At 41.0% G+C, this 18558-nt stretch carries 22 protein-coding genes, 1 pseudogene and 1 other annotated feature; of the genes and pseudogenes, 14 read left to right on the top strand and 9 right to left on the bottom strand.

Translation table 11 applies throughout. From position 1 onward, the window contains the following. Nucleotides 1-27 precede the first annotated feature (27 nt). Nucleotides 28-1104, top strand: coding sequence for an NAD(P)H-dependent flavin oxidoreductase (locus BLT91_RS11545; RefSeq protein WP_090820892.1), 1077 nt, complete (start codon nt 28-30; stop codon nt 1102-1104). A 12-nt stretch (nt 1105-1116) separates the two neighbouring features. Here the strand turns inward: BLT91_RS11545 and BLT91_RS11540 are convergent. Further along, nucleotides 1117-1441 (bottom strand): annotated as a pseudogene (locus BLT91_RS11540) (YjgB family protein); the annotation flags it as partial. 144 nt (nt 1442-1585) lie between these two features. Next, nucleotides 1586-2185, bottom strand: a complete 600-nt coding sequence (locus BLT91_RS11535) for a hypothetical protein (protein WP_217635210.1) — start codon at nt 2183-2185, stop codon at nt 1586-1588. Between the two features lie 703 nt (nt 2186-2888). On the opposite strand from BLT91_RS11535, the gene BLT91_RS11530 reads away from it, so the two are divergent. After that, nucleotides 2889-3287 (top strand): EamA family transporter, encoded by a 399-nt coding sequence (locus BLT91_RS11530; RefSeq protein ID WP_175532249.1) that lies wholly within the window; start codon nt 2889-2891, stop codon nt 3285-3287. Nucleotides 3288-3478: 191 nt separating this feature from the next. Here the strand turns inward: BLT91_RS11530 and BLT91_RS32295 are convergent, their stop codons facing one another. Together BLT91_RS32295 and BLT91_RS11525 are read right to left on the bottom strand one after the other, a co-directional pair. Next, a complete protein-coding gene (locus BLT91_RS32295; protein WP_217635209.1) occupies nt 3479-3580 on the bottom strand; it encodes a YjcZ family sporulation protein in 102 nt (33 codons plus the stop codon). Between the two features lie 40 nt (nt 3581-3620). Then, nucleotides 3621-3893 carry a hypothetical protein gene (locus BLT91_RS11525; RefSeq protein WP_090820886.1) on the bottom strand — a complete coding sequence of 91 codons (273 nt, stop codon included), beginning with the start codon at nt 3891-3893 and terminating at the stop codon, nt 3621-3623. A 384-nt stretch (nt 3894-4277) separates the two neighbouring features. Between BLT91_RS11525 and BLT91_RS11520 the strand changes: the two genes are divergently transcribed. From BLT91_RS11520 to BLT91_RS11505, 4 genes are all read left to right on the top strand, one after another. Next, nucleotides 4278-5093, top strand: coding sequence for an MBL fold metallo-hydrolase (locus BLT91_RS11520; protein WP_090820884.1), 816 nt, complete (start codon nt 4278-4280; stop codon nt 5091-5093). 559 nt (nt 5094-5652) lie between these two features. Further along, a complete protein-coding gene (locus BLT91_RS11515; RefSeq protein ID WP_090820882.1) occupies nt 5653-6522 on the top strand; it encodes an aminoglycoside 6-adenylyltransferase in 870 nt (289 codons plus the stop codon). A gap of 39 nt (nt 6523-6561) precedes the next feature. Beyond that, entirely contained in the window at nt 6562-7452 is an 891-nt protein-coding gene (locus tag BLT91_RS11510) for a nucleoside hydrolase (protein ID WP_090820880.1), read from the top strand. 72 nt (nt 7453-7524) lie between these two features. Further along, entirely contained in the window at nt 7525-8391 is an 867-nt protein-coding gene (locus BLT91_RS11505) for a VOC family protein (protein ID WP_090820878.1), read from the top strand. 84 nt (nt 8392-8475) lie between these two features. Here BLT91_RS11505 and BLT91_RS11500 read toward each other — a convergent pair whose 3' ends face one another. Then, the gene (locus tag BLT91_RS11500; protein WP_090820876.1) at nt 8476-9474 is read right to left on the bottom strand and encodes a carbohydrate deacetylase; all 999 of its coding nucleotides are present in this window, start codon (nt 9472-9474) and stop codon (nt 8476-8478) included. 253 nt (nt 9475-9727) lie between these two features. Here BLT91_RS11500 and BLT91_RS11495 point away from each other — a divergent pair, with 253 nt between their 5' ends. Next, a complete protein-coding gene (locus BLT91_RS11495) occupies nt 9728-10267 on the top strand; it encodes a P-loop nucleotide/nucleoside kinase family protein (RefSeq protein WP_090820874.1) in 540 nt (179 codons plus the stop codon). A gap of 37 nt (nt 10268-10304) precedes the next feature. Here BLT91_RS11495 and BLT91_RS33515 read toward each other — a convergent pair whose 3' ends face one another. Genes BLT91_RS33515 through BLT91_RS11485 form a run of 3 tightly spaced genes read right to left on the bottom strand, consistent with a single transcriptional unit; the run spans nt 10305 to nt 11242 of the window. Then, entirely contained in the window at nt 10305-10427 is a 123-nt protein-coding gene (locus BLT91_RS33515) for a hypothetical protein (protein WP_302847490.1), read from the bottom strand. Next, the gene (locus tag BLT91_RS11490) at nt 10420-10950 is read right to left on the bottom strand and encodes a PspA/IM30 family protein (protein WP_175532248.1); all 531 of its coding nucleotides are present in this window, start codon (nt 10948-10950) and stop codon (nt 10420-10422) included. Before BLT91_RS11490 ends, BLT91_RS33515 begins: the two co-directional genes overlap by 8 nt. Continuing rightward, entirely contained in the window at nt 10937-11242 is a 306-nt protein-coding gene (locus tag BLT91_RS11485) for a hypothetical protein (RefSeq protein ID WP_090820870.1), read from the bottom strand. Before BLT91_RS11485 ends, BLT91_RS11490 begins: the two co-directional genes overlap by 14 nt. A 154-nt stretch (nt 11243-11396) precedes the next feature. On the opposite strand from BLT91_RS11485, the gene BLT91_RS11480 reads away from it, so the two are divergent. The 4 genes from BLT91_RS11480 (at nt 11397) to BLT91_RS11465 (ending at nt 15717) form a co-directional block, all read left to right on the top strand. Next, entirely contained in the window at nt 11397-12050 is a 654-nt protein-coding gene (locus BLT91_RS11480; RefSeq protein ID WP_254776898.1) for a YdcF family protein, read from the top strand. A gap of 297 nt (nt 12051-12347) precedes the next feature. Next, on the top strand, nt 12348-13022 hold the full coding sequence (gene rpiA, locus BLT91_RS11475; RefSeq protein WP_090820867.1) for a ribose-5-phosphate isomerase RpiA: 675 nt from the start codon (nt 12348-12350) through the stop codon (nt 13020-13022). A gap of 43 nt (nt 13023-13065) precedes the next feature. Beyond that, entirely contained in the window at nt 13066-14865 is a 1800-nt protein-coding gene (gene pepF, locus BLT91_RS11470; protein WP_090820865.1) for an oligoendopeptidase F, read from the top strand. 492 nt (nt 14866-15357) lie between these two features. Then, on the top strand, nt 15358-15717 hold the full coding sequence (locus BLT91_RS11465) for a VOC family protein (protein ID WP_090820864.1): 360 nt from the start codon (nt 15358-15360) through the stop codon (nt 15715-15717). 56 nt (nt 15718-15773) lie between these two features. Continuing rightward, nucleotides 15774-15995, top strand: a binding site (T-box leader). 631 nt (nt 15996-16626) lie between these two features. On the opposite strand, the gene BLT91_RS11455 is transcribed toward BLT91_RS11465, so the two are convergent. Further along, the gene (locus BLT91_RS11455; RefSeq protein ID WP_090820861.1) at nt 16627-17262 is read right to left on the bottom strand and encodes an FMN-dependent NADH-azoreductase; all 636 of its coding nucleotides are present in this window, start codon (nt 17260-17262) and stop codon (nt 16627-16629) included. Between the two features lie 181 nt (nt 17263-17443). Between BLT91_RS11455 and BLT91_RS11450 the strand changes: the two genes are divergently transcribed. From BLT91_RS11450 to BLT91_RS11445, 3 genes are all read left to right on the top strand, one after another. After that, a complete protein-coding gene (locus BLT91_RS11450; RefSeq protein WP_090820858.1) occupies nt 17444-17626 on the top strand; it encodes a hypothetical protein in 183 nt (60 codons plus the stop codon). 278 nt (nt 17627-17904) lie between these two features. Then, on the top strand, nt 17905-18042 hold the full coding sequence (locus BLT91_RS31515) for a hypothetical protein (protein WP_175532247.1): 138 nt from the start codon (nt 17905-17907) through the stop codon (nt 18040-18042). 26 nt (nt 18043-18068) lie between these two features. Beyond that, the gene (locus tag BLT91_RS11445) at nt 18069-18548 is read left to right on the top strand and encodes a GNAT family N-acetyltransferase (RefSeq protein ID WP_090820856.1); all 480 of its coding nucleotides are present in this window, start codon (nt 18069-18071) and stop codon (nt 18546-18548) included. Nucleotides 18549-18558: the final 10 nt, after the last annotated feature.

Genomic DNA, 18558 nt, shown 5'->3' with positions numbered 1-18558 from the left:
TCTATCCATGGAGAGGAGAATGAACGTTTGAAAATTGAATTTGAGACAGAACTGTGTCGGCGGTTTCACATCAGGTATCCGATTTTTTTGGCAGGCATGGCAGGAGGGCCATCAACGGTGAAATTGACGGCTTCCGTGTCCAATGCGGGTGGACTAGGTACACTGGGAGCAGCCTACATGGAGCCGGCTGCAATTCGTGAGGCTATTTGTGAAATTCGTAAGCTAACTGATGCGCCATTTGGTGTTAATCTTTTTGTGGTACACGCTTCCGACGACAATTCGAGAATCGTGGAAGTCCAACGTGAACTGAACCAGATACGGGACGTGCTTGGCATTTCTCATGCAGATAAAGAAGGAGTGACGTCACCTGACCTTTTTGAGAAACAATTTGCGGTAGTATTGGAAGAAAAGGTGCCTGTGATCAGCACCGCGTTCGGCGTTCTTCCTGAACCGCTCATGCAGCAGGCTAAGTTGGCTGGGATGCAAGTTGTGGCAATGGTTACCACAGTACAGGAAGCAATCTTAGCTCAGCAGGCTGGCTGTGATGCTGTAGTAGCCCAGGGAAGCGAAGCAGGAGGACATCGGGGGACTTTCGACATCTCCATTCATCCCATGGGAGCGAACGTCGGCACATTCGCGTTAGTACCGCAAATTGTAGATCGAGTCACAATTCCGGTCATTGCCGCCGGAGGTATTATGGATGGCAGGGGGCTTGTTGCGGCTTTAGCACTTGGAGCGCAAGGAGTTCAGATGGGAACTCGATTCCTGACAGCAATCGAATCCGGAGCGCATGTTTCCTATCAACAGGCCCTACTGGAAAGTACAGAAGAGAGCACGGTATTGACGAAAGCTTTTTCGGGTCGCCCAGCACGCGGAATAGGTAACGAGTTTATCCGAAAATGGGACGCAAGCGGGATCGATCCGCTTCCTTTTCCAACACATAACACACTGACGCGTGATATTCGCAATGCTGCCGCCATCCAAAAGAATGCGGACTATATGTCCTTGTGGGCTGGACAAGGGACAAGAATGTTGACTTCCGGCCAACATGCAGCAGATATCGTTGCACAGACGATGCAGCAGGCTCTTTCTATATTTTCTTAGCAAATTAATATATTATTCAGCCATAGAGTTTACGGAATCTTTGGGAGAGAAGACCGAAATATGGTCCACCTTACCCGTCGACTTAGGGATAATGAACTTAAGCTGAAATGCTTCATTGGCCATGTAGATGTAAATTGTGTCGTTTCCATTTAATTTCGTGTCAGCAGGCTTGCCTAAAGTATGCTCAATCTCTTTAAGTGTTAATTTTTGCAAAGTAGGGTCACTTGAACGGACATCGAAAATTTGCATGCCTGACCTCGTCAATCATACCTGTATGAGCAGCATACTTAATGCCAGGTACTTGGCCATTTTTGGCAAGCTCTAGTAATGTTTTAAGCTGCTTGCTAATTGCTTCGGTGCCTGCTGCGGGGGTAGCAGACGGAGTCGCAGGGAGTGTTGTTGTTGATGGTGCTGCTCTAGGTTTTCTTATAAAATTCAACGATGTATTCATACATTATCTCGGCCAATACTTAACCAGTCTCTATTTTATTGGCGTATTTTCAACAATTTCCTTAACGAACAGCACTTCCGTACCATGTGGCTTGAACATTGTAATGTCGTAGGTAATACCTCCGGGTTTGCTCATCTGCACCTTTACATAAGGGGTTTCGCAGCTGATTTCGGTAATTACCCTGTCAGGATCAATTATGATTTTCTTCTCGCTGCTTTGGGCTTTATTCTGCAACTCAGCTACTTCTTCCAAAGATATCAAATTAGAACAGTTGACTAATGCGACAATGACAGGACTGCTCAACCACGGTTGATGTCCTTCCTTATACTGTTTGAATACGGTCTCAGGTAAAAGTTCGGACTTTCCCTGACGGTAGTAAGGGATTTCCGTGAGTGGTTTGGACAATTGGTTTTCATTCAGTGAGTAGAGTATTTTTCGTTCCATCTTGGGTGTAGTTTCTAATTTTGAATACGAGAATTTGGACGCGAGTGCGATCTCACCCGTTGGAGGAATGGCGAATTGTGCGGAATTGTCGACTGGATGAACGTCTGCTGCTCCTGCGGTTGCGGACGAATCAGGCTTACATGCCGACATCATCACTGTCATTAAAATTGTAATTAACAAATTCACGCATTTCATTAAATTTATTTTTAACGAAGTCTGCACGGGGTTCACATCATTTCTTTTTTAGTTGCGGGCAGTATATTCAAATGGAAGTGTTTAAAGAGAAAGAAGTACGAGTTGTCCGAATTGTGGGCACGAACGACTTCGAGAAGTGATGCGCGATAACTAATTCTCCAACATTGTCAGCAATTCTTATAAATTTTATTCAACATTACTCTATAACCTTGTCTTATATTAGAGTAACATTAGGAAGGCTGAGGCTGAACGATTGGGAGGGATTATTTGAATGTTCGATGTATATGAATTACGAGATAAAATGGAATATTTCGATGATGCAGTTAACCTGTTTTGGAGTCAATGGGGATATCAAAGTAACTTTAAGTATTATCATGATTGCATGCTTCACTCGTGTAATACAGAGAGCGAATCGTTTGGGTTACTTTGATGGAAAGGGCGTGAGATATGGTCGCCATAGCTCTCTTACTTGTCCTTAGTTCAGGTTTCCTTCATTCGATCTGGAATCTTTATACAAAGAGGAGTAGGAATAAGAATGTCTTTCTTTGGTTCTGCCAAATCGTTGCCATTCTCATTTTCCTGCCTTGGACGATAATCGACTTGAATACTTCCTTCATAAACCTCACGGGCGCTCAATTCATACTTTCATCTAAAATTAATGCGAAGTACAGTCAGTTCACTGAAAGTCCCTTTAGTGGCTTTAGCAGTAGTCATTTGTATTGCCAGTTATATCACTGTTGATAAAATAACACTGAAATATGTATCTCCAGTTGTATTGAATGAGACAACAAACATTGGTAATTTAATTGCTCTTTCTTGGGCGGTTTTCGTATCTAAGGGATTACACCAAGAATTGAGAACAAATTGGAGGTTTATTTTGATTGGCGGCCTCATTGCACCAGGCGGTTATTTATTGTTTTTGTATGCATTATCTCTAGCTCCATTGTCACAGTTAGCTCCGATGAGGGAGATAGGAAATGTATTTGGTACAATACTGGGGATTGTTATTCTGAGAGAAAAACAAGGTATACAGCGAATTCTTACCTCAACGGTAATTACAATCGGAGTCATAATTTTAGGAGTGTGGGGTTAAAAAAATACATGGACAATACCAGTTCCTTCAAGGTTTTTTAAACGTTTCGATCGAGATAGCCGAACTTCCCATGGTATACTGGAACTTGAAAAGCTTCCCAAAATTCATCCCAAGATTCGTTCGATCAAAAAAAAGAGATCCAAAGCAACATGCTGAGGATCTAAATTTAATATATTAACTTTTGATACGTATTATATTGCAAAAGTCATAGTAATAATAACCAATAAAATAAAGAGAACCAATACTGCTGCTGAACTTGTACCGGCGCTATAGCCTCCTGTTCCATATCCCATATTCAGTCACTCCTTTCATCGTAATATCATGCCGTTTTTCTCAAAAGAAAAACGGGGACCTGCGGAAGAAAAACGGGGACTCCTCAATGGCCAATAAATCAAAAAGGACAAGTGGAGTGATTGGGTTGAAGAATGGGCTGAACGGTGTAAATGGTGTAAATGCGCTTGTGCTTACGAGGTTGGCATTTGAACGAAGATAGATTTTGTCATGTGTGCGCTTATCCAAAATGCCATCTAAAACTTGCCCTTGGCGTGTCATAACGTAAACATGTTTGCCCATGAGGGATTTTAGCCGATTTTTGTTGATTGACATCCCCACACCTCCTCCGAAGGATGTATTCTTTTAAAAAGTTTAAGGTGTGTTACGAATTACCATACAAAAGTACTGGTGATAATAACCAAAAGAATGAAGAGGACCAAAACCGTAGCCATACTTGTACCGATACCACCGCTATAACAACTTCCTGCAGCATATCCCATTCCATCTCGCTCCCTTCTGTTATAAGATAGTCTATTGTATTTCAATGGCATTTGAAATGAATGGACAAATGTCAGTTAGCAAAGGCCTGTTTTGAGATGGGGTACAACTATCACTGTTTTTTGAATAAACACCACTATTGTGATAAAGCTCTTAGTACTTGACAGCTTGTATGAACAGGAGCTGGGGGCTATGATAGAAGAGAGGAGGTTAACGCCTATGATTCAATACCAGAATGAACACCTAACGGTGTTCCAGAGCGAATTATTTCAGACGACCTCCACGGTTGTACAAACCAAGGAGATGGTGCTCATCGTGGATCCGAACTGGCTTTCGAATGAAGTCAAGGCGATCCAAGATTATGTACATACGATTAAAGGAGATCGGGACACGTATCTTCTTTTTACACACGGAGATTTCGATCATATCATTGGCTATCAAGCGTTTCCAGATGCAAAAACAATAGGGAGTTTTGGACTGCAGAATCATCCGAAGAAAGAACATAAACTTCAATTGATCCGGGAGTTTGATGCCAAAAATTATATTGTAAGAAACTATCCCATCGAATTTCCAAAGCTGGATATCGTGATTCACGAGGATGGCCAGCAGCTTTGTCTGGGGGACACGATTATGACTTTCTATCAAGCGCCGGGACATACAGCAGATGGATTGATTACCATAATCGAACCTCTGGGTGTCATGATACCAGGAGATTATTTATCGGATTTTGAACTGCCTTTTATATATCAGAGCGCGAAGGCGTATAGCCAAACGCTGGATAAAATAAAATCTATGTTCGATGCTCATTCAATACACTTGCTTGTTCCAGGTCATGGGCAAGCCACTGCGGAATCGGGAGAGATGAAGAGACGTGTTGACATGGCATCAGATTACTTGAATCGGCTTTGTCAGGCGGTCCTTACGAATAATGAGCACGCTCTCGATGCGCTCTCTAAGGAACATGCCTTCCTATCCACCTTTACCGAAGCCTGTCACAAGGAAAATGTAAGCATTATAAGAAGTGAATATTGCTAGCGCTATGCAAGGACTAAAATAATTCAAACAGGATGTATAGAATCAATTGGATCGGACATAATAATTGACGACGGTGAAACAAGAGAGGTGTGGTTCCGTTGAACATTCAACGAGATAAATACCAGGGAAGTTGTTTTTGAATCCATATAGAAGCGAGGAGATGTGCCGCAAACACTTAATGTAGTACACGTACTGCAATAATGGATGAGGTAATGACCGAGCCAAGTAAGGATCAATGCATAAGTACCATCAATTAATTCACCGTCGAGAAGAACTCCGAAAGGAGTTCTTTTTCTTTATTTTGAAACGCACAACAGGGTAATTTATGATTATTCCAGTAAACCGAAATTGTAAAAAGGAGCGGATGGAATCAGCTCCTTTTTATTCATGCATAATTGCTATCTATATACGCATTACATGGTTGATATGAGATATGAATATATTTTTATATAACATATAGGAAATTGGTTACGCTTTCGGGAGGATAGTTGAATAACTACGTGGAATTATTTGTATACAATGAAAATTCAATGACAGGGTGAAAGGGGAGGAGAGCTAAATGAGAAATGACAACGAAATGCTTGATTTTATTAGCCAATTCGCCAAAGATGACGAGCGTGTACGCGCGGTCATAATGAACGGCTCACGTGTTGATCCGAATGCTCCCCGCGACATATTTCAGGACTATGATATCGTCTTTATCGTGTCCTCAATTGATCATTTTGTTCGTGATCGAAGTTGGATTGAAAATTTCGGAGAAATACTCATCATGCAGACCCCCGATGAAATGGAATCTCCAACATATCAAGTTCAGGACAGATTTGCATTTCTCATGTTGTTTACTGATGGAAATCGCATTGATCTTACACTTTATGCTGCCAATAAAATGGCTGACTTTAAAACAGACAGCTTAAGTCTGCTGCTGCTAGATAAAGACGGTATAGTAGAACCTTTTCCAGCGCCAAGCACTAAAGATTATTTGATAAAACCTCCAACAGCCAAACAATTTGCTAACTGTTGCAATGAGTTCTGGTGGGTAAGTACATATATTGCAAAAGGGTTATGGCGTATGGAACTTCCTTATGCGAAGTTTATGTATGACCGACCTGTACGGGATATGCTGACTTTGATGCTTCAGTGGCATATAGGCTCACGCACCGATTTGGTCGTTGATCCAGGCAAGTGCGGGAAGTATTTTGAGAAATATCTGGAATCCAAGCATTGGGAGGCATTTGTTCAAACATTTCCAGACGCAGATTACGAGAACATTTGGGAGGCGCTTTTTGTTATGTGCGATCTTTTTAGGGAAACGGCAATGGATGTTGCGCATCATTTCGGCTTTAATTATCCAGTTCTTGAAGATAAACGAGTTACAGCACATCTGCATCACGTAAGAAATCTTCCCCGGAATGCTGAAGGTGTGTACTAATTTAAACATCAGTTATTACAATCGAAAGGAGAAATTGGTATGACATCCAAAAAAGTATGGTTAGATACCGATATTGGTGGCGACATAGACGATGCTCTATGTTTAGCCTATCTACTTCGTCACCCTTCGTGTGAACTAATAGGAGTTACCACTGTAGGTGGAGAAGTTGAAAAAAGAGCCATGGTTGCTGATGCTATTTGTAAGGCTGCAGGTAAAAGTATTCCCATTTATGCTGGTACGGACAAGCAATTGTTACCTAGCGGTATGTATCCAACACCTGATGGCGCAGTCAAACTGTCAAACTGGGAGCATGAAACTTCTTTTCAAAAGTATCAAGCCGTTGATTTTATGCGTAAAACCATCCATGAAAATCCATATGAAATCTCACTTTTAGCCATAGGTCATTTAACAAATATTGCTTTGCTTTTTCTGATTGATCCCGAAATTCCTAAACTGATTAAAGAACTATATATCATGAGTGGTGTGTTTTCAGAAGAGTCGGAAAATAGGTTGGATTTGCCAGAGGCTAACTGGAATTCATGGTTAGATCCTCATGCTTGTGCCATTGTTTACAATACAAACGTGCCCATCATTAAAACCTTTGGACTCAATGTGACAACCAAGCTTATGCTCAATAGACATGAGAAAGATGATCTTTTTAGTTCTGATATTATGAGAGCAGTTGAAGATTTTGGCTCACCATGGTTGGAAAATAATGATATGACATTCCATGATCCGCTTGTAGCAGCTTGTTTATTTGAACCTCAACTATGTGAATATCAGAGAGGTTTTATTGATGTTGATTTTAAAACTGAGCAGAGACTTGGAATGATGAGCTTTCGTGAAAGCGATGCTGGTAGTCATCAAATTGCAACAGCAGTAAACCGAAATCATTTTTTTGAGCATTACTTTTCAGTCATTTGTAAATAAAGCGAAATGAAAGGCCAAATGCAGTTTGTGGGCTAAATTATAAATAGTAAATATAAAAGGGGTGAGCTTTACATGTCCACTACATTACCTCCAGATATCAAGCTTGGTCTGGTTAAATTGAACGTATCCAATCTAGAGCGTTCCATTCGATTTTATCTAGAGATCGTTGGCTTGAAAGTCCTTCAATCCACATCAACGCAAGCAGAATTAACGGTTGATGGCATCCATCCTTTTCTCTTGCTAGAAGAAATTCCACATGCACAGGTCACTCAACGAAGATCCGCTGCTGGTCTTTATCATTTCGCTATCCTACTGCCATCGCGCAAAGATCTTGGTGCTTCTTTACGCAATCTCATTCAATCCGGCATCCACATCGGTCAAGCTGATCACTTAGTTAGCGAAGCTTTATATATTACAGACCCAGACAATAACGGTATTGAAATTTATTGCGATCGACCCAGAAACACTTGGCGCCGCGATGAGAATGGCAATTACATCATGGCCTCAGATCCTATCGACTGGGAAGGTGTGCTGAAAGAAGCTGAGGGCTTCGAATGGAGCGGCCTACCTGTTGGTTCAACCATGGGAAATATCCATTTTCATGTCAAAAATCTACAGAAGTCTAGGGAGTTCTACTGTGATGTTCTTGGCTTCGATGTGGCCGTTGATGCCAGTGAGACGATGAAAGCCCTATTCATATCCGCAGGTGGGTATCATCATCATATAGGAATGAATATATGGGCTGGCGAAGAAGCGCCATCACGGCCTTCGAATGGAACGGGGCTTGAATATTACACTCTAATTTTCCCTACTGAGAAGACACGCAATGAAGCATTAGAACGGCTGCAGAGCGTGGGCGTGCAAGCAACTGATCTAGATGATGTCTTGACTGTTACAGATCCTTCAGGGATACAATTGAGATTATTATTCGCTGAATAATTCATATTAAAGAAGCATGCTGCAGCCGGGAGGCGTAACATGCTTCTTCATTATTATTTCTTTATTTTTATGATAAATGGAAACTCAAAAGTTCTTTCGTCTTGATTTAGGGATCAACAACGATTTGGCGCGCAGCATTGATCGTTTTTTTGTTGTTTTGAATTTGGCAGTGAAAGTTACCATTTTACTCTTCGGTTTCCATCTATTCTTCTTCAACTTATTGGAAAAATTGTTTATCTTGTTCCGTCTGCGTTTTAATACAAGAGTGTTTCTTCTTTTTCTAGCTGATTTTTTTGATAAGGACTCTTGGCCGGTGATTAAGGAAGGTTGTTTTAAAATTGAACTTAGCATTCCGTAATGTATAGGCTGGATATTGAGCGCTTGACATGTTTGCTTGATTGCAGGATCACGAAAAACAGCCAGTTCAGCTTCCCTAGCATCCGTCCACTCTGAGATTTCGCGCAGAATGTCGTCGGCATATCCAGGATGGCACATCAATTCCGTCGTACCTTCTGGAAGCTGGTTGAGGTATTGAAGTAAAAGATTCAGTCCATCTTGTTTCTCATATGTGTCTAAAATTACATAATCCGTCATCAATGGCGAGGGATAGACTGTTTCATCAGTCGTTTGTGACCGCCGCATGGGGATGTTCTCTTTTTCAGCTAAATGAGCCATTGTCTTGTATACAGAAGGAAAAATCTGATGAATATGATGATGAGAATCCAAATGAGTTGGCCGGAGACCCGAAGCGAGAAATCGATTCCATTGAGCAGTAAGTTCAGTTTCGATGTCCCGTTCATCTCTGGTGCAAACAGTCTTAATATTATAAAATGTTCCGTCTTTTTGTACGAGAGAAGGGATGCTATTCGGGTTTGAAACAGGTCTTCCGTATGTTAAATTAAAGTGCAGACCAACTCCGAGATCGGGGAGTGAGCGAGACCAATTTATTGCATCCTTAAATCCAGGCATATTAACCATAAGGGTAGTACTAGTGATCCCACCTGCCTTATAGGCTTCTACAACTCCTTTATTAACACCGGGCGATATGCCGAAATCGTCGGCATTTACAATTAAATATTTCATACTGTAATCAGTCCTCTCTGGGTACAATCTTCTATCGATTATCAAATGCAGTACTTATGTAATCGGAAAGGGACAAATGATTGGAAATCACGGTATTCTACTATTATTTTTTTATTACAAAAATAATGGAGTAACTAAAAGAAGCTTGGTAACGCCTTGAGAGAACATTGCCCTCATTTTCCACTCTTTTAGAGCGTGCCTCGTATTGACATGATGTTATCCAACAATAATTTGGATTAGGAGGAAATTTGAAATGAAAGAGTTAAGCGGGAAACACGTAATTTATCTCATATCTGGTCCGCTAGGAGTAGGGAAATCAACAATTTCGAAAGAACTCGCACAAAATGTTAAGCAATGCGTTCTTATTGAGGGCGATGATATACTTCATATGTTTAAGGGAGAATCACATCCATCATGGGAGGAACGGTTAAGACTAACGTGGAAGAACATCCTTGCTTTAACGAGGAATTTTATTCAACATGAGTTAAACGTAGTCATTGATTTTGTAGTAGAGGATGAGCTTGATTGGTTTTGTAAACATATATCAGATTTAAATGTAAGATTAAACTATGTCGTACTACGAGCTGATAAAGAAAAATTAATCGAACGTCTAAGTAAAAGGGGGGATATTCATTCCTTAGAACGATCTTTATTTCTACTTAACAAAATGGAAACTTCTCCATCAAATAACCAATTTATTTATGACACTACACTCAAACTGCCAGCTGAGATTGTAAAAGAAATTATCCAAAACCACTCTGGTTTTAATGTGTATATTGAACCCAGTTATTAAGCGGCGAACTATAAAGCAGGAGCTGTTATTTGAAGCGTTAAGCCGCTCTAGCTCCTGCTGTACCTCGTACTTGAAAATGGTATTCGTTCGAGACGAGGCGGGATTGTGAAAAAGCTGATCGACCTGTACGTCCGCGCCGGCTCTCGCTTCCATCAGCCACACCTGCTCCTCCATTCTGGAAAAACCTGTTGAATGGTATCCGAATTTACGGAAGCGACGACTCGGTTCAGGTTTTGCATTACCTGGGCGCCATTTGCTCTGGACATTAGAAACCACTTTTGGGCTTGCAGTTCATCGTACAGAACCTTCGACTTATGCAGTGATTCTTGTAGTATTACGATCTGCTGCTTCACTGTCTGATACTGCTCGTGATACACTTGGAGCCTTTTTTCACAAATGAGTTTTTCTTCTACAGCTTGCTGTGCGATCGTTTCTTCATCTCGGTCGAGCGCGAGATTTGCTTGTCGGACACGCTTCCCGATGACCTGTTCAAGTTCGCTGACCAACGCTTCATACTTGCGCTCAGCGATCAACTGGTTTACGAGTGCGGTCTTGGCTGTAGCGATTTGTTCCTCCAGCTCTCGTAGGTACTGCTTGACCATGGTGATCGGATTTTCCATTTTATCGAGCATCTCGTTGATATCGGCTAAGGCAATGTCTTTTACTCTTTTAAAAATCCCCATTTGATTTCTCCTCCTTGTGTATGTTTCGCTCCCATTCATCCAACATGTTCGCCTTGTGACTTAAGGGCGCCTGATAGGAAACCGTTGGCGTGGCCGCATCGATATTTGCAAACCAGTTGTTCTGCTTATGTGTTCGAAATCTTCTCCACAACAAAAATCCGAGTAAAACGACGATTAGCATTCCTACAATGCTCTGAAGCGGCGATCCATGAAAGCCATGGTGCATGCCTTCATAAGAGTTGCCTCTGAATTGGTGCCAATTTTCCGAGCCTCTTATATGACCTTCTCCCATCTCTCATCCTTCCTCTCTATTGTTTGTCTTACAATTAGAAGTATAGGCTGGGTAGCCAACTGAATCTTAATTGAAAGGTTGCTGAAAATGCGCTGAAGGTGTGCTCCGTCTCTAACCTATCGGGCAGTTTACTTATAACAAAAACTCTTGGAACATGATAAAATATGTAGTATTTAAGAATAATTTTAGTGAGGCGTTTATAATGAGAATTTCAGGTCTTGACCCCGATAATTTAACAAAAGAGCAAATAGCAAAATTAATATTTGAGGGAATTGGGGACGATGGTCAATCTGGTGATTGTATTTTTGTTTTTGGAAGTAACAAAAGTATTAAATATAGGGTACCTAAGGCTGTTGAGTTATACAAGAATGGCAGGGCACCAAAACTTCTATTTTCAGGTGGAACAGTATGGGAAGGGCAGTCTAATAAAGCTGAGGCGTTAGTAATGATGGAAAAAGCAATAGAATTAGGTGTTCCCGACGAAGATATTCTCATAGAAAAAGAATCAAAACATACTAAAGAGAATGTTATTTCCTCATTGATGATATTAGATAGGGCGTTTATGTTGCATAATTTAAGAAGAATCCTTGTTGTCACTAGTACCTATCACATGAGAAGGTCTTATCTTACATTAAAAACCTACATGCCCAAATGGATTGAGTATACGCTTTGTCCAGTAGATGACCAAACTACAAGGAAAGACAATTGGTGGTTAGATGCTGAGGGAACAAAAAGGATTGAAACTGAATCTAAAAAGATAATAGAGTATATAAGAATGGGTGCAATTGAAGACGATAATATCTCATAGAAATAGGAAATGTAGAATTGAAATATAACGGTAAACAATAACTGCCGAGTGGATACCTTTGATGAACGAAGGTTAGCTTGCTACGTTGCGCTCCTCTTTTGTATTTTGAAATAAAGGGACATGCATAGGCTAGAGTGGTGAGTTTACTTCAACGTTTAGTTCATGATTAAGTTACTAATAAGTTACAAAAAAAACCATAATAAAAAGCGATAACGTTACTACAGTCATCTAATTGTGGTAAAATCATTTGAGAACGATATTCGGAATTCCAATAAATTTATTTATAGGGGTGGTCTTGTGGAGTCCAAAAGAGCAGCTGCTGAAAAAGCAGTGGAATACATACAAGATGGTATGATTGTCGGATTAGGTACTGGCTCTACGGCCTATTGGGCAATTCAAGAAATAGGAAAAAAAATAAATAGTGGTCTTCATATTAAGGCTGTAGCAACATCAATTCACTCAGAAAACCTGGCTAAGGAATTGGGAATCCACTTAATTCCATTCTCAGAGATAGAAGAAATTGACGTCACGATTGATGGTGCTGACGAAGTTGACGATGAATGGAACTTAATAAAGGGCGGGGGAGGCGCTCTGTTGCGCGAGAAGATTGTAGCTTCTTCAAGTAAACAACTTATTATTGTTATCGATGAAAGCAAGATCGTAAATCGACTTGGGAATTTCCCCTTACCTGTTGAAATTGTGAAATTCGGTTATGAAATAACATTGAGAAAACTTAGCGCTCTCGGATGTACTCCGAAACTTAGAATTTTTGAAAATAATCCATTCACGACTGATAACGGAAATTACATTATTGATTGTGATTTTAGAAGTATCGAGCAGCCAAGAGAACTCCATGACGAGATCAATAGGATAACAGGTGTTGTTGATAATGGGTTATTTGTAAATATGGCTGCGAAAGTAATTGTTGGTTATCAAGATGGATTTGTTAAAGAATTGAATAATGAAATTTGAATTCAAACTGAATTAAGTAGATTCATATCGGAGGAGAGGTATCATGAAACAAAGATTGCTCAGAAACGAAGTGCCAATCGAACTCACATGGGATCTTTCCGAGCTGTTCCCTAGCAACCAGGCTTGGGAAACGGAGCTGAAAACTCTACAAGAGCTTGCTACTCATATACAGCAATATAAGGGGAATTTGCAGAACGGAGCGAGCCATCTGGCGGACTGCCTGGAGGCACAAGAAGGATTACTTGAAAGGACAATGCGAGTGGCGACATACGCCAGGCTGCGTTTCACGGAAGACACGAGTAACCCACAAAACCAAGCGGACTCTATTCGCTCGGGAGACGCCACATCCGGGATAGGAGCTGCGCTCTCGTTTATACGTTCAGAAATACTAGCTTTGCCCGATGGGACAATTGAGGGATACATAAAGGAAGAGCCGCGGCTTGAGCCATTTCGCAAAAGCCTGGATGATCTGCTCGAAACGAAGCCTCACCAGTTGAGTGCAGAAACGGAGGCCGTCTTGGCATCTCTTAGTGAAGTGCTGGGAGCGCCATACAATATATATCAACGCAGCAAGCTGTCAGACATGTCTTTTTCCTCCGTTAACGACGAACAAGGCGTGACCCATCCGGTTTCGTTTGCCCTTTTTGAGACGGACTATGAATTCTCCGCGAATACAACGCTTCGCCGGGCTTCTTATGAATCGTTCACAATGACGCTAGAGAAATATCAGAATACGTTCGCAGCAACTTATGCGACCGAAGTGAAGAGACAAACCGTGACAGCTAACTTGCGCGGATATGTATCTGTAACGGATATGCTTTTGCAGCCTCAGCAGGTGACAAAGGAGATGTACCATACGATTCTCGATGTCATCCGCATGGAGCTTGCTCCTCACATGCAGCGTTTGATGAAGCTGAAAAAAAAGGTGCTCGGCTTGGATCGCTTACTGTTTTGCGACCTGAAAGCTCCGTTTGATCCGGAATTCAATCCATCGGTTACCACTCAAGAAGCCGGTTCGACAATCTTGGAAGCGCTGAACGTCATGGGACCAGAATATACAGAGTTGATGGAACAAGCCTTGTCACAGCGATGGATTGACTACGCAGACAATGTCGGTAAATCAACTGGTGCATTCTGCGCTTCACCATACGGCGCTCATCCATTCATTTTGATTACATGGGCCGGAAATATGAGAAGCGCCTTCACCTTGGCGCATGAGCTCGGTCATGCCGGTCACCTGATGCTCGCGGCACGCTATCAACGGTACACGAATTTCCGACCGTCAACCTACTTCATCGAAGCACCATCCACGATGAACGAGCTGCTGTTGGCGGAGCACATCTTGAAGCAATCTAGTGATCCAAGGATGAAGCGATGGGTTATACTGCAGCTGTTGAATACGTATTATCATAATTTCGTGACACATTTGCTCGAAGGCGACATGCAAAGTAGAGTATACGCTCTTGCAGAATCGGGCGAGGCTCTGACTGCGAAGAAGCTGTCTTCTTTAAAAGGAAATGTACTCTCTGAGTTCTGGGGGGATGCTGTGGAATTAGAACCGGGTGCTAATTTGACTTGGATGCGTCAGCCGCATTACTACATGGGGCTTTATCCATACACCTACGCTGCGGGTTTGACGGCTTCGACAGCAGTTGTGCAGCTTATGAAGGAAGAGGGGCAGCCTGTTATCGATCGTTGGCTAGAAGTTCTTAAGGCCGGCGGTACGGTACGTCCGCTCGACTTATTAAAGCATGCTGGTGTCGACATGGCAGATGCAAAACCGATCCGCAGCGCAGTTGCTTATGTCGGATCATTGGTAGACGAGTTGGAGCGTTTGTTCTAAAGCTTATTATGGAATCTGCATAGAGATAAAACTAAACAAAATTGCATGACCCCGCATAGATCGCGGGTTTTTTAATGGTTGTTCAGTGCCAAACCACAGAAGTCGAATTGCCAGCCTGATTACGTCTCCAGACCGAGAACATTTAACTACTTACGATTGATGATGGATTTGTCTAACGTATTTATGCTTAAAGAGTTAGTCAACAACCATATTGAATGAGTAGAGGTGTTACTTGAAAAAGCAAGGAAACAACAAGAAATTGATTTTAATCGGCCTGCTTCATGGCCTAGTGTTTTCAGAATTGGATCAAACGGTCGTATCGACGGCTTTGCCAACCAAAGTGTGTAAGGGTAGCTCAAGAGCACTAAAGTCTGAAATTTTCAGGGTTGCTAACGAATAACTTGCATTCAGTATATGTATGCGATATATTGCATTCATTCTAAGTCTCGCAAGAGGAACTAGAGATACGCACCAAAGATTGGAGAGATTATCTTGTACAAAAATGGGAATGTGACTGTAATGGTATCCGATTTAAACAAAGCAGTCCGGTTTTATGTGGACATATTGGGACTGAGGTTGCAGTATGAAGTACCAGGGCGCTGGGCACAAATCGAAGCCCCGGGACTAACAATCGGGTTACACCCATCCAATGAACACGGCCCCAATCCTGGGAATTCAGAGAGTATTTCAATCGGGTTGGAAGCGCAGAATTTTGCTGCTGCAATGGAAACTCTGCAAACGCGGGGCGTCGAATTTTCTCCTATCATGGAGGACAAAGCAACTCGGATAGCCTATTTTGGTGATCCTGATGGAAATCCTCTTTACTTGATTGAAGTTAAATATGGCGGCTAGGATTGACAACGATTAAATGGAAATATATACTAGGCTAATCAGTTAAAATTTCAAATTATAACGCAATGATTGGGAGTATGAAGGAACAACTATTGCCCAAAGAGCTGTCGAATTCGTGCAAGATAGCCAATAGTTTCCCCAACTCGCCCATGAGCGGTAAGATCGAACTTATAGTAGATCTTAACGGGTTACCTCCGTAATCGGGATCTAAGGATTCGTAGATATGTTTACGAATCAAGAAGAGTGGTACCGCGAAGGTTGAACCTATCGCCTCTTTGAAGGCGATGGGTTTTTGTGTTTCCAAAAAGGGAGGGAATACGTGTGGAAAATGTGATTGCGTATTATTCGAGTTTTGATGAATAGGGAAGGTTAGATCGGGAGCCTCTAGAGTTCACCATTAATTGGCATTACATGAGGCAATACTTGCCTAACTCGGGGAATGTTTTAGATAATGGCGCTGGACCTGGAAAATACTCATGTGAGTTAGCGAAACTGGGATACAACGATACAATATAGAGGTTTGTCAAATCGATTATAATCTTTATAAGAGTGAAGAGTGGTCAAATAGAATTTTTACCTCTTTGCTTGATTCAAGAAAATACGCCATTCCTAATTTACTTACGAGCAAAGAAATATCACAGTATGCTGAACGCACGATTAAGAACCTAAGAGATGAAAGAAATGAACCTCACATTTTACCCGTATACATTACTGATGAGATTGTAAGATTGTTTATAGATACTACCGTAGATGAACTAAAGCCTCTTATAAAAGAATGGAATAATTTATAGACGAATGTGTCAGCAGCAGGAACATGTATCGCGCGAAAGTGGCTGGAAACAACCAAATTTATTGATACATGAAAAAACCCACTCTAATTGAGTGGGTTTTTTGTGATTTATTAAATGATTAGAAACGAGTTGCAGCTTCTTTTGCTTTAACAATTGCTTTTTCTTTAATGGATTGAGCTTGATCAGGCGCTACAGCCATGCCTTCAACAAAAATGCCTTCAAAAGATGGAATTCCGTAGAATTGTGCAATTTTCTTCAAATAGCTATGACCACTTTCAAACGCAACAGCAGGACCTTCGGAATAAACGCCGCCACTAGCTTGAATATGTAGTCCTTTTTTGTCAGTTAGCAAGCCAACAGGGCCATTTTCTGTATATTTGAAAGTTTTACCTGCAACGGAAACTGCATCAATGTAAGCCTTCAAAACTGGAGGGAAAGAGAAATTCCACATTGGAGAAACAAAAACATATTTATCGGCAGCCACGAATTGATCTACGATTGCGCCTAAACGTGCTACTTTTGATTTTTCAGCATCACTCAACTGGTCAAAAGCAGATCCTGATTGAAGTTTTCCCCAACCGCTAAATACATCAGCATCAATTTGAGGAATATCCTGTTTGTACAGATCCACATGAATGACTTCATCGGATTGATTTGCCTCACGATAAGCGTCAATAAATTCTTTACCTACCGCTAAACTGAATGATGTTTGGTGATCATGCGGATGTGCTGTGATATAAAGTACAGTTGCCATTTTAAAACTTCCCTTCTATCAATAAATTAGTTACAGTTATATTATAACTTATTTAAAGTAAATAGCAAACATTAAATTATTTACTAATATTCTGTTTAAAATTTGTATAAGAATCCACAAATTTGAGCATAGTATGGTCGTTGTATCCATTTAAAAAAAAGCAAGGGAGCTACTTCTAACTATGACAACAACCAGTGGACAGCAAGGAGCGCATGGCACCGGCCAAGTGGAAGAACAACTGAACAATCAGGCACAAGCAGCAGAGCAAATACAGGGAAAAAATAAAGTCGATCAAGAGATCATAGCCGCGGCAAACGAGCATAGCTCAGAACTCGATGAAGTCATTGAACGTGAGACAACGTAAGGATATAAACATGAACTCACTTATACAGATGAGAGTATGAAAAATAAACCTGACTATTGATGGCTAATTAGCTTGTAATAGGCAGGTTTATTTATATATTACGAGTCCTTTTGAAGGGGCAATTGGATTCTATTTTGGACAGAAACATAAATAGAGATAAACTGGAAAGAGCATGTTGCCGAGACAACATGCTCTTTTTTCTTGGAATATTTAATAATACTTATTTTTTCTCATTCCAAATAGTTAGAATATGGTAAATTGTATTGGAGGGGGATTACATGAAGAGACTGCTATACTTCCAAGCTACATTCCTATCCTCAGGGACTGTTTTAATCCTCCTACAATGTGTAGTAACATTAAGCACTCCAGGAGATGTGGAATATAATCTGCAAGATGAAACGTTGAAGGCAGAATAAAAAACCAATTACAAAGGGGTGACTATATGGTAATTGTAAGACCATTGAAACAAAAGGAATATAATTTTTTAATGGATATGCATTATGAGTCAATTTATATATTGGAAGGTAAGCCTTCCAAAGATGAACTTCTAAATGCTGCTAATATCAAGAAATACAATGAGGGCTGGGGAAGAAAAGGAGATAGAGCTTTAATTGCTCTGAATGGCGATAAACCAGTAGGGGCTGTATGGTATAGATTATTTGACGAGACGAATAAAGGATATGGATTTGTTGATAACAAAACACCAGAATTAGGTATCGCTATACTACCTGATTTTAAACAACAAGGCATAGGGACGATACTTATGAAAGAGATCATTCAACTGGCTAATTCCGATGGATATAAATCACTTTCTTTAAGCGTTGACCCCGATAATCATATGGCAGTTCGGTTATATGAGAAAATTGGATTTAAGCATTACGGCATGTTAGGAACTTCTTGGATAATGAAGTTAACCTTCTAAGTATGAAACG

Origin of the sequence: Paenibacillus sp. yr247 (genome assembly GCF_900103825.1) — a bacterium.
In the GTDB taxonomy this organism is placed as follows: domain Bacteria; phylum Bacillota; class Bacilli; order Paenibacillales; family NBRC-103111; genus Paenibacillus_E.
This window is presented reverse-complemented; position numbering and strand designations above follow the sequence as displayed.

Bases quoted from the DNA above. Each gene is read 5' to 3' on its own strand.
- pepF (WP_090820865.1), top strand. From the start codon at position 13,066: ATGAAACAAAGATTGCTCAGAAACGAAGTGCCAATCGAACTCACATGG.
- BLT91_RS11455 (WP_090820861.1), bottom strand. From the start codon at position 17,262: ATGGCAACTGTACTTTATATCACAGCACATCCGCATGATCACCAAACA.
- BLT91_RS11525 (WP_090820886.1), bottom strand. From the start codon at position 3,893: ATGTCAATCAACAAAAATCGGCTAAAATCCCTCATGGGCAAACATGTT.
- BLT91_RS11505 (WP_090820878.1), top strand. From the start codon at position 7,525: ATGTCCACTACATTACCTCCAGATATCAAGCTTGGTCTGGTTAAATTG.
- BLT91_RS11500 (WP_090820876.1), bottom strand. From the start codon at position 9,474: ATGAAATATTTAATTGTAAATGCCGACGATTTCGGCATATCGCCCGGT.
- BLT91_RS11495 (WP_090820874.1), top strand. From the start codon at position 9,728: ATGAAAGAGTTAAGCGGGAAACACGTAATTTATCTCATATCTGGTCCG.
- BLT91_RS11520 (WP_090820884.1), top strand. From the start codon at position 4,278: ATGATTCAATACCAGAATGAACACCTAACGGTGTTCCAGAGCGAATTA.
- BLT91_RS11450 (WP_090820858.1), top strand. From the start codon at position 17,444: ATGACAACAACCAGTGGACAGCAAGGAGCGCATGGCACCGGCCAAGTG.
- BLT91_RS11480 (WP_254776898.1), top strand. From the start codon at position 11,397: ATGATAAAATATGTAGTATTTAAGAATAATTTTAGTGAGGCGTTTATA.
- BLT91_RS31515 (WP_175532247.1), top strand. From the start codon at position 17,905: ATGAAGAGACTGCTATACTTCCAAGCTACATTCCTATCCTCAGGGACT.
- BLT91_RS11490 (WP_175532248.1), bottom strand. From the start codon at position 10,950: ATGGGGATTTTTAAAAGAGTAAAAGACATTGCCTTAGCCGATATCAAC.
- BLT91_RS11445 (WP_090820856.1), top strand. From the start codon at position 18,069: ATGGTAATTGTAAGACCATTGAAACAAAAGGAATATAATTTTTTAATG.
- BLT91_RS32295 (WP_217635209.1), bottom strand. From the start codon at position 3,580: ATGGGATATGGAACAGGAGGCTATAGCGCCGGTACAAGTTCAGCAGCA.
- BLT91_RS11510 (WP_090820880.1), top strand. From the start codon at position 6,562: ATGACATCCAAAAAAGTATGGTTAGATACCGATATTGGTGGCGACATA.
- BLT91_RS11485 (WP_090820870.1), bottom strand. From the start codon at position 11,242: ATGGGAGAAGGTCATATAAGAGGCTCGGAAAATTGGCACCAATTCAGA.
- BLT91_RS11515 (WP_090820882.1), top strand. From the start codon at position 5,653: ATGAGAAATGACAACGAAATGCTTGATTTTATTAGCCAATTCGCCAAA.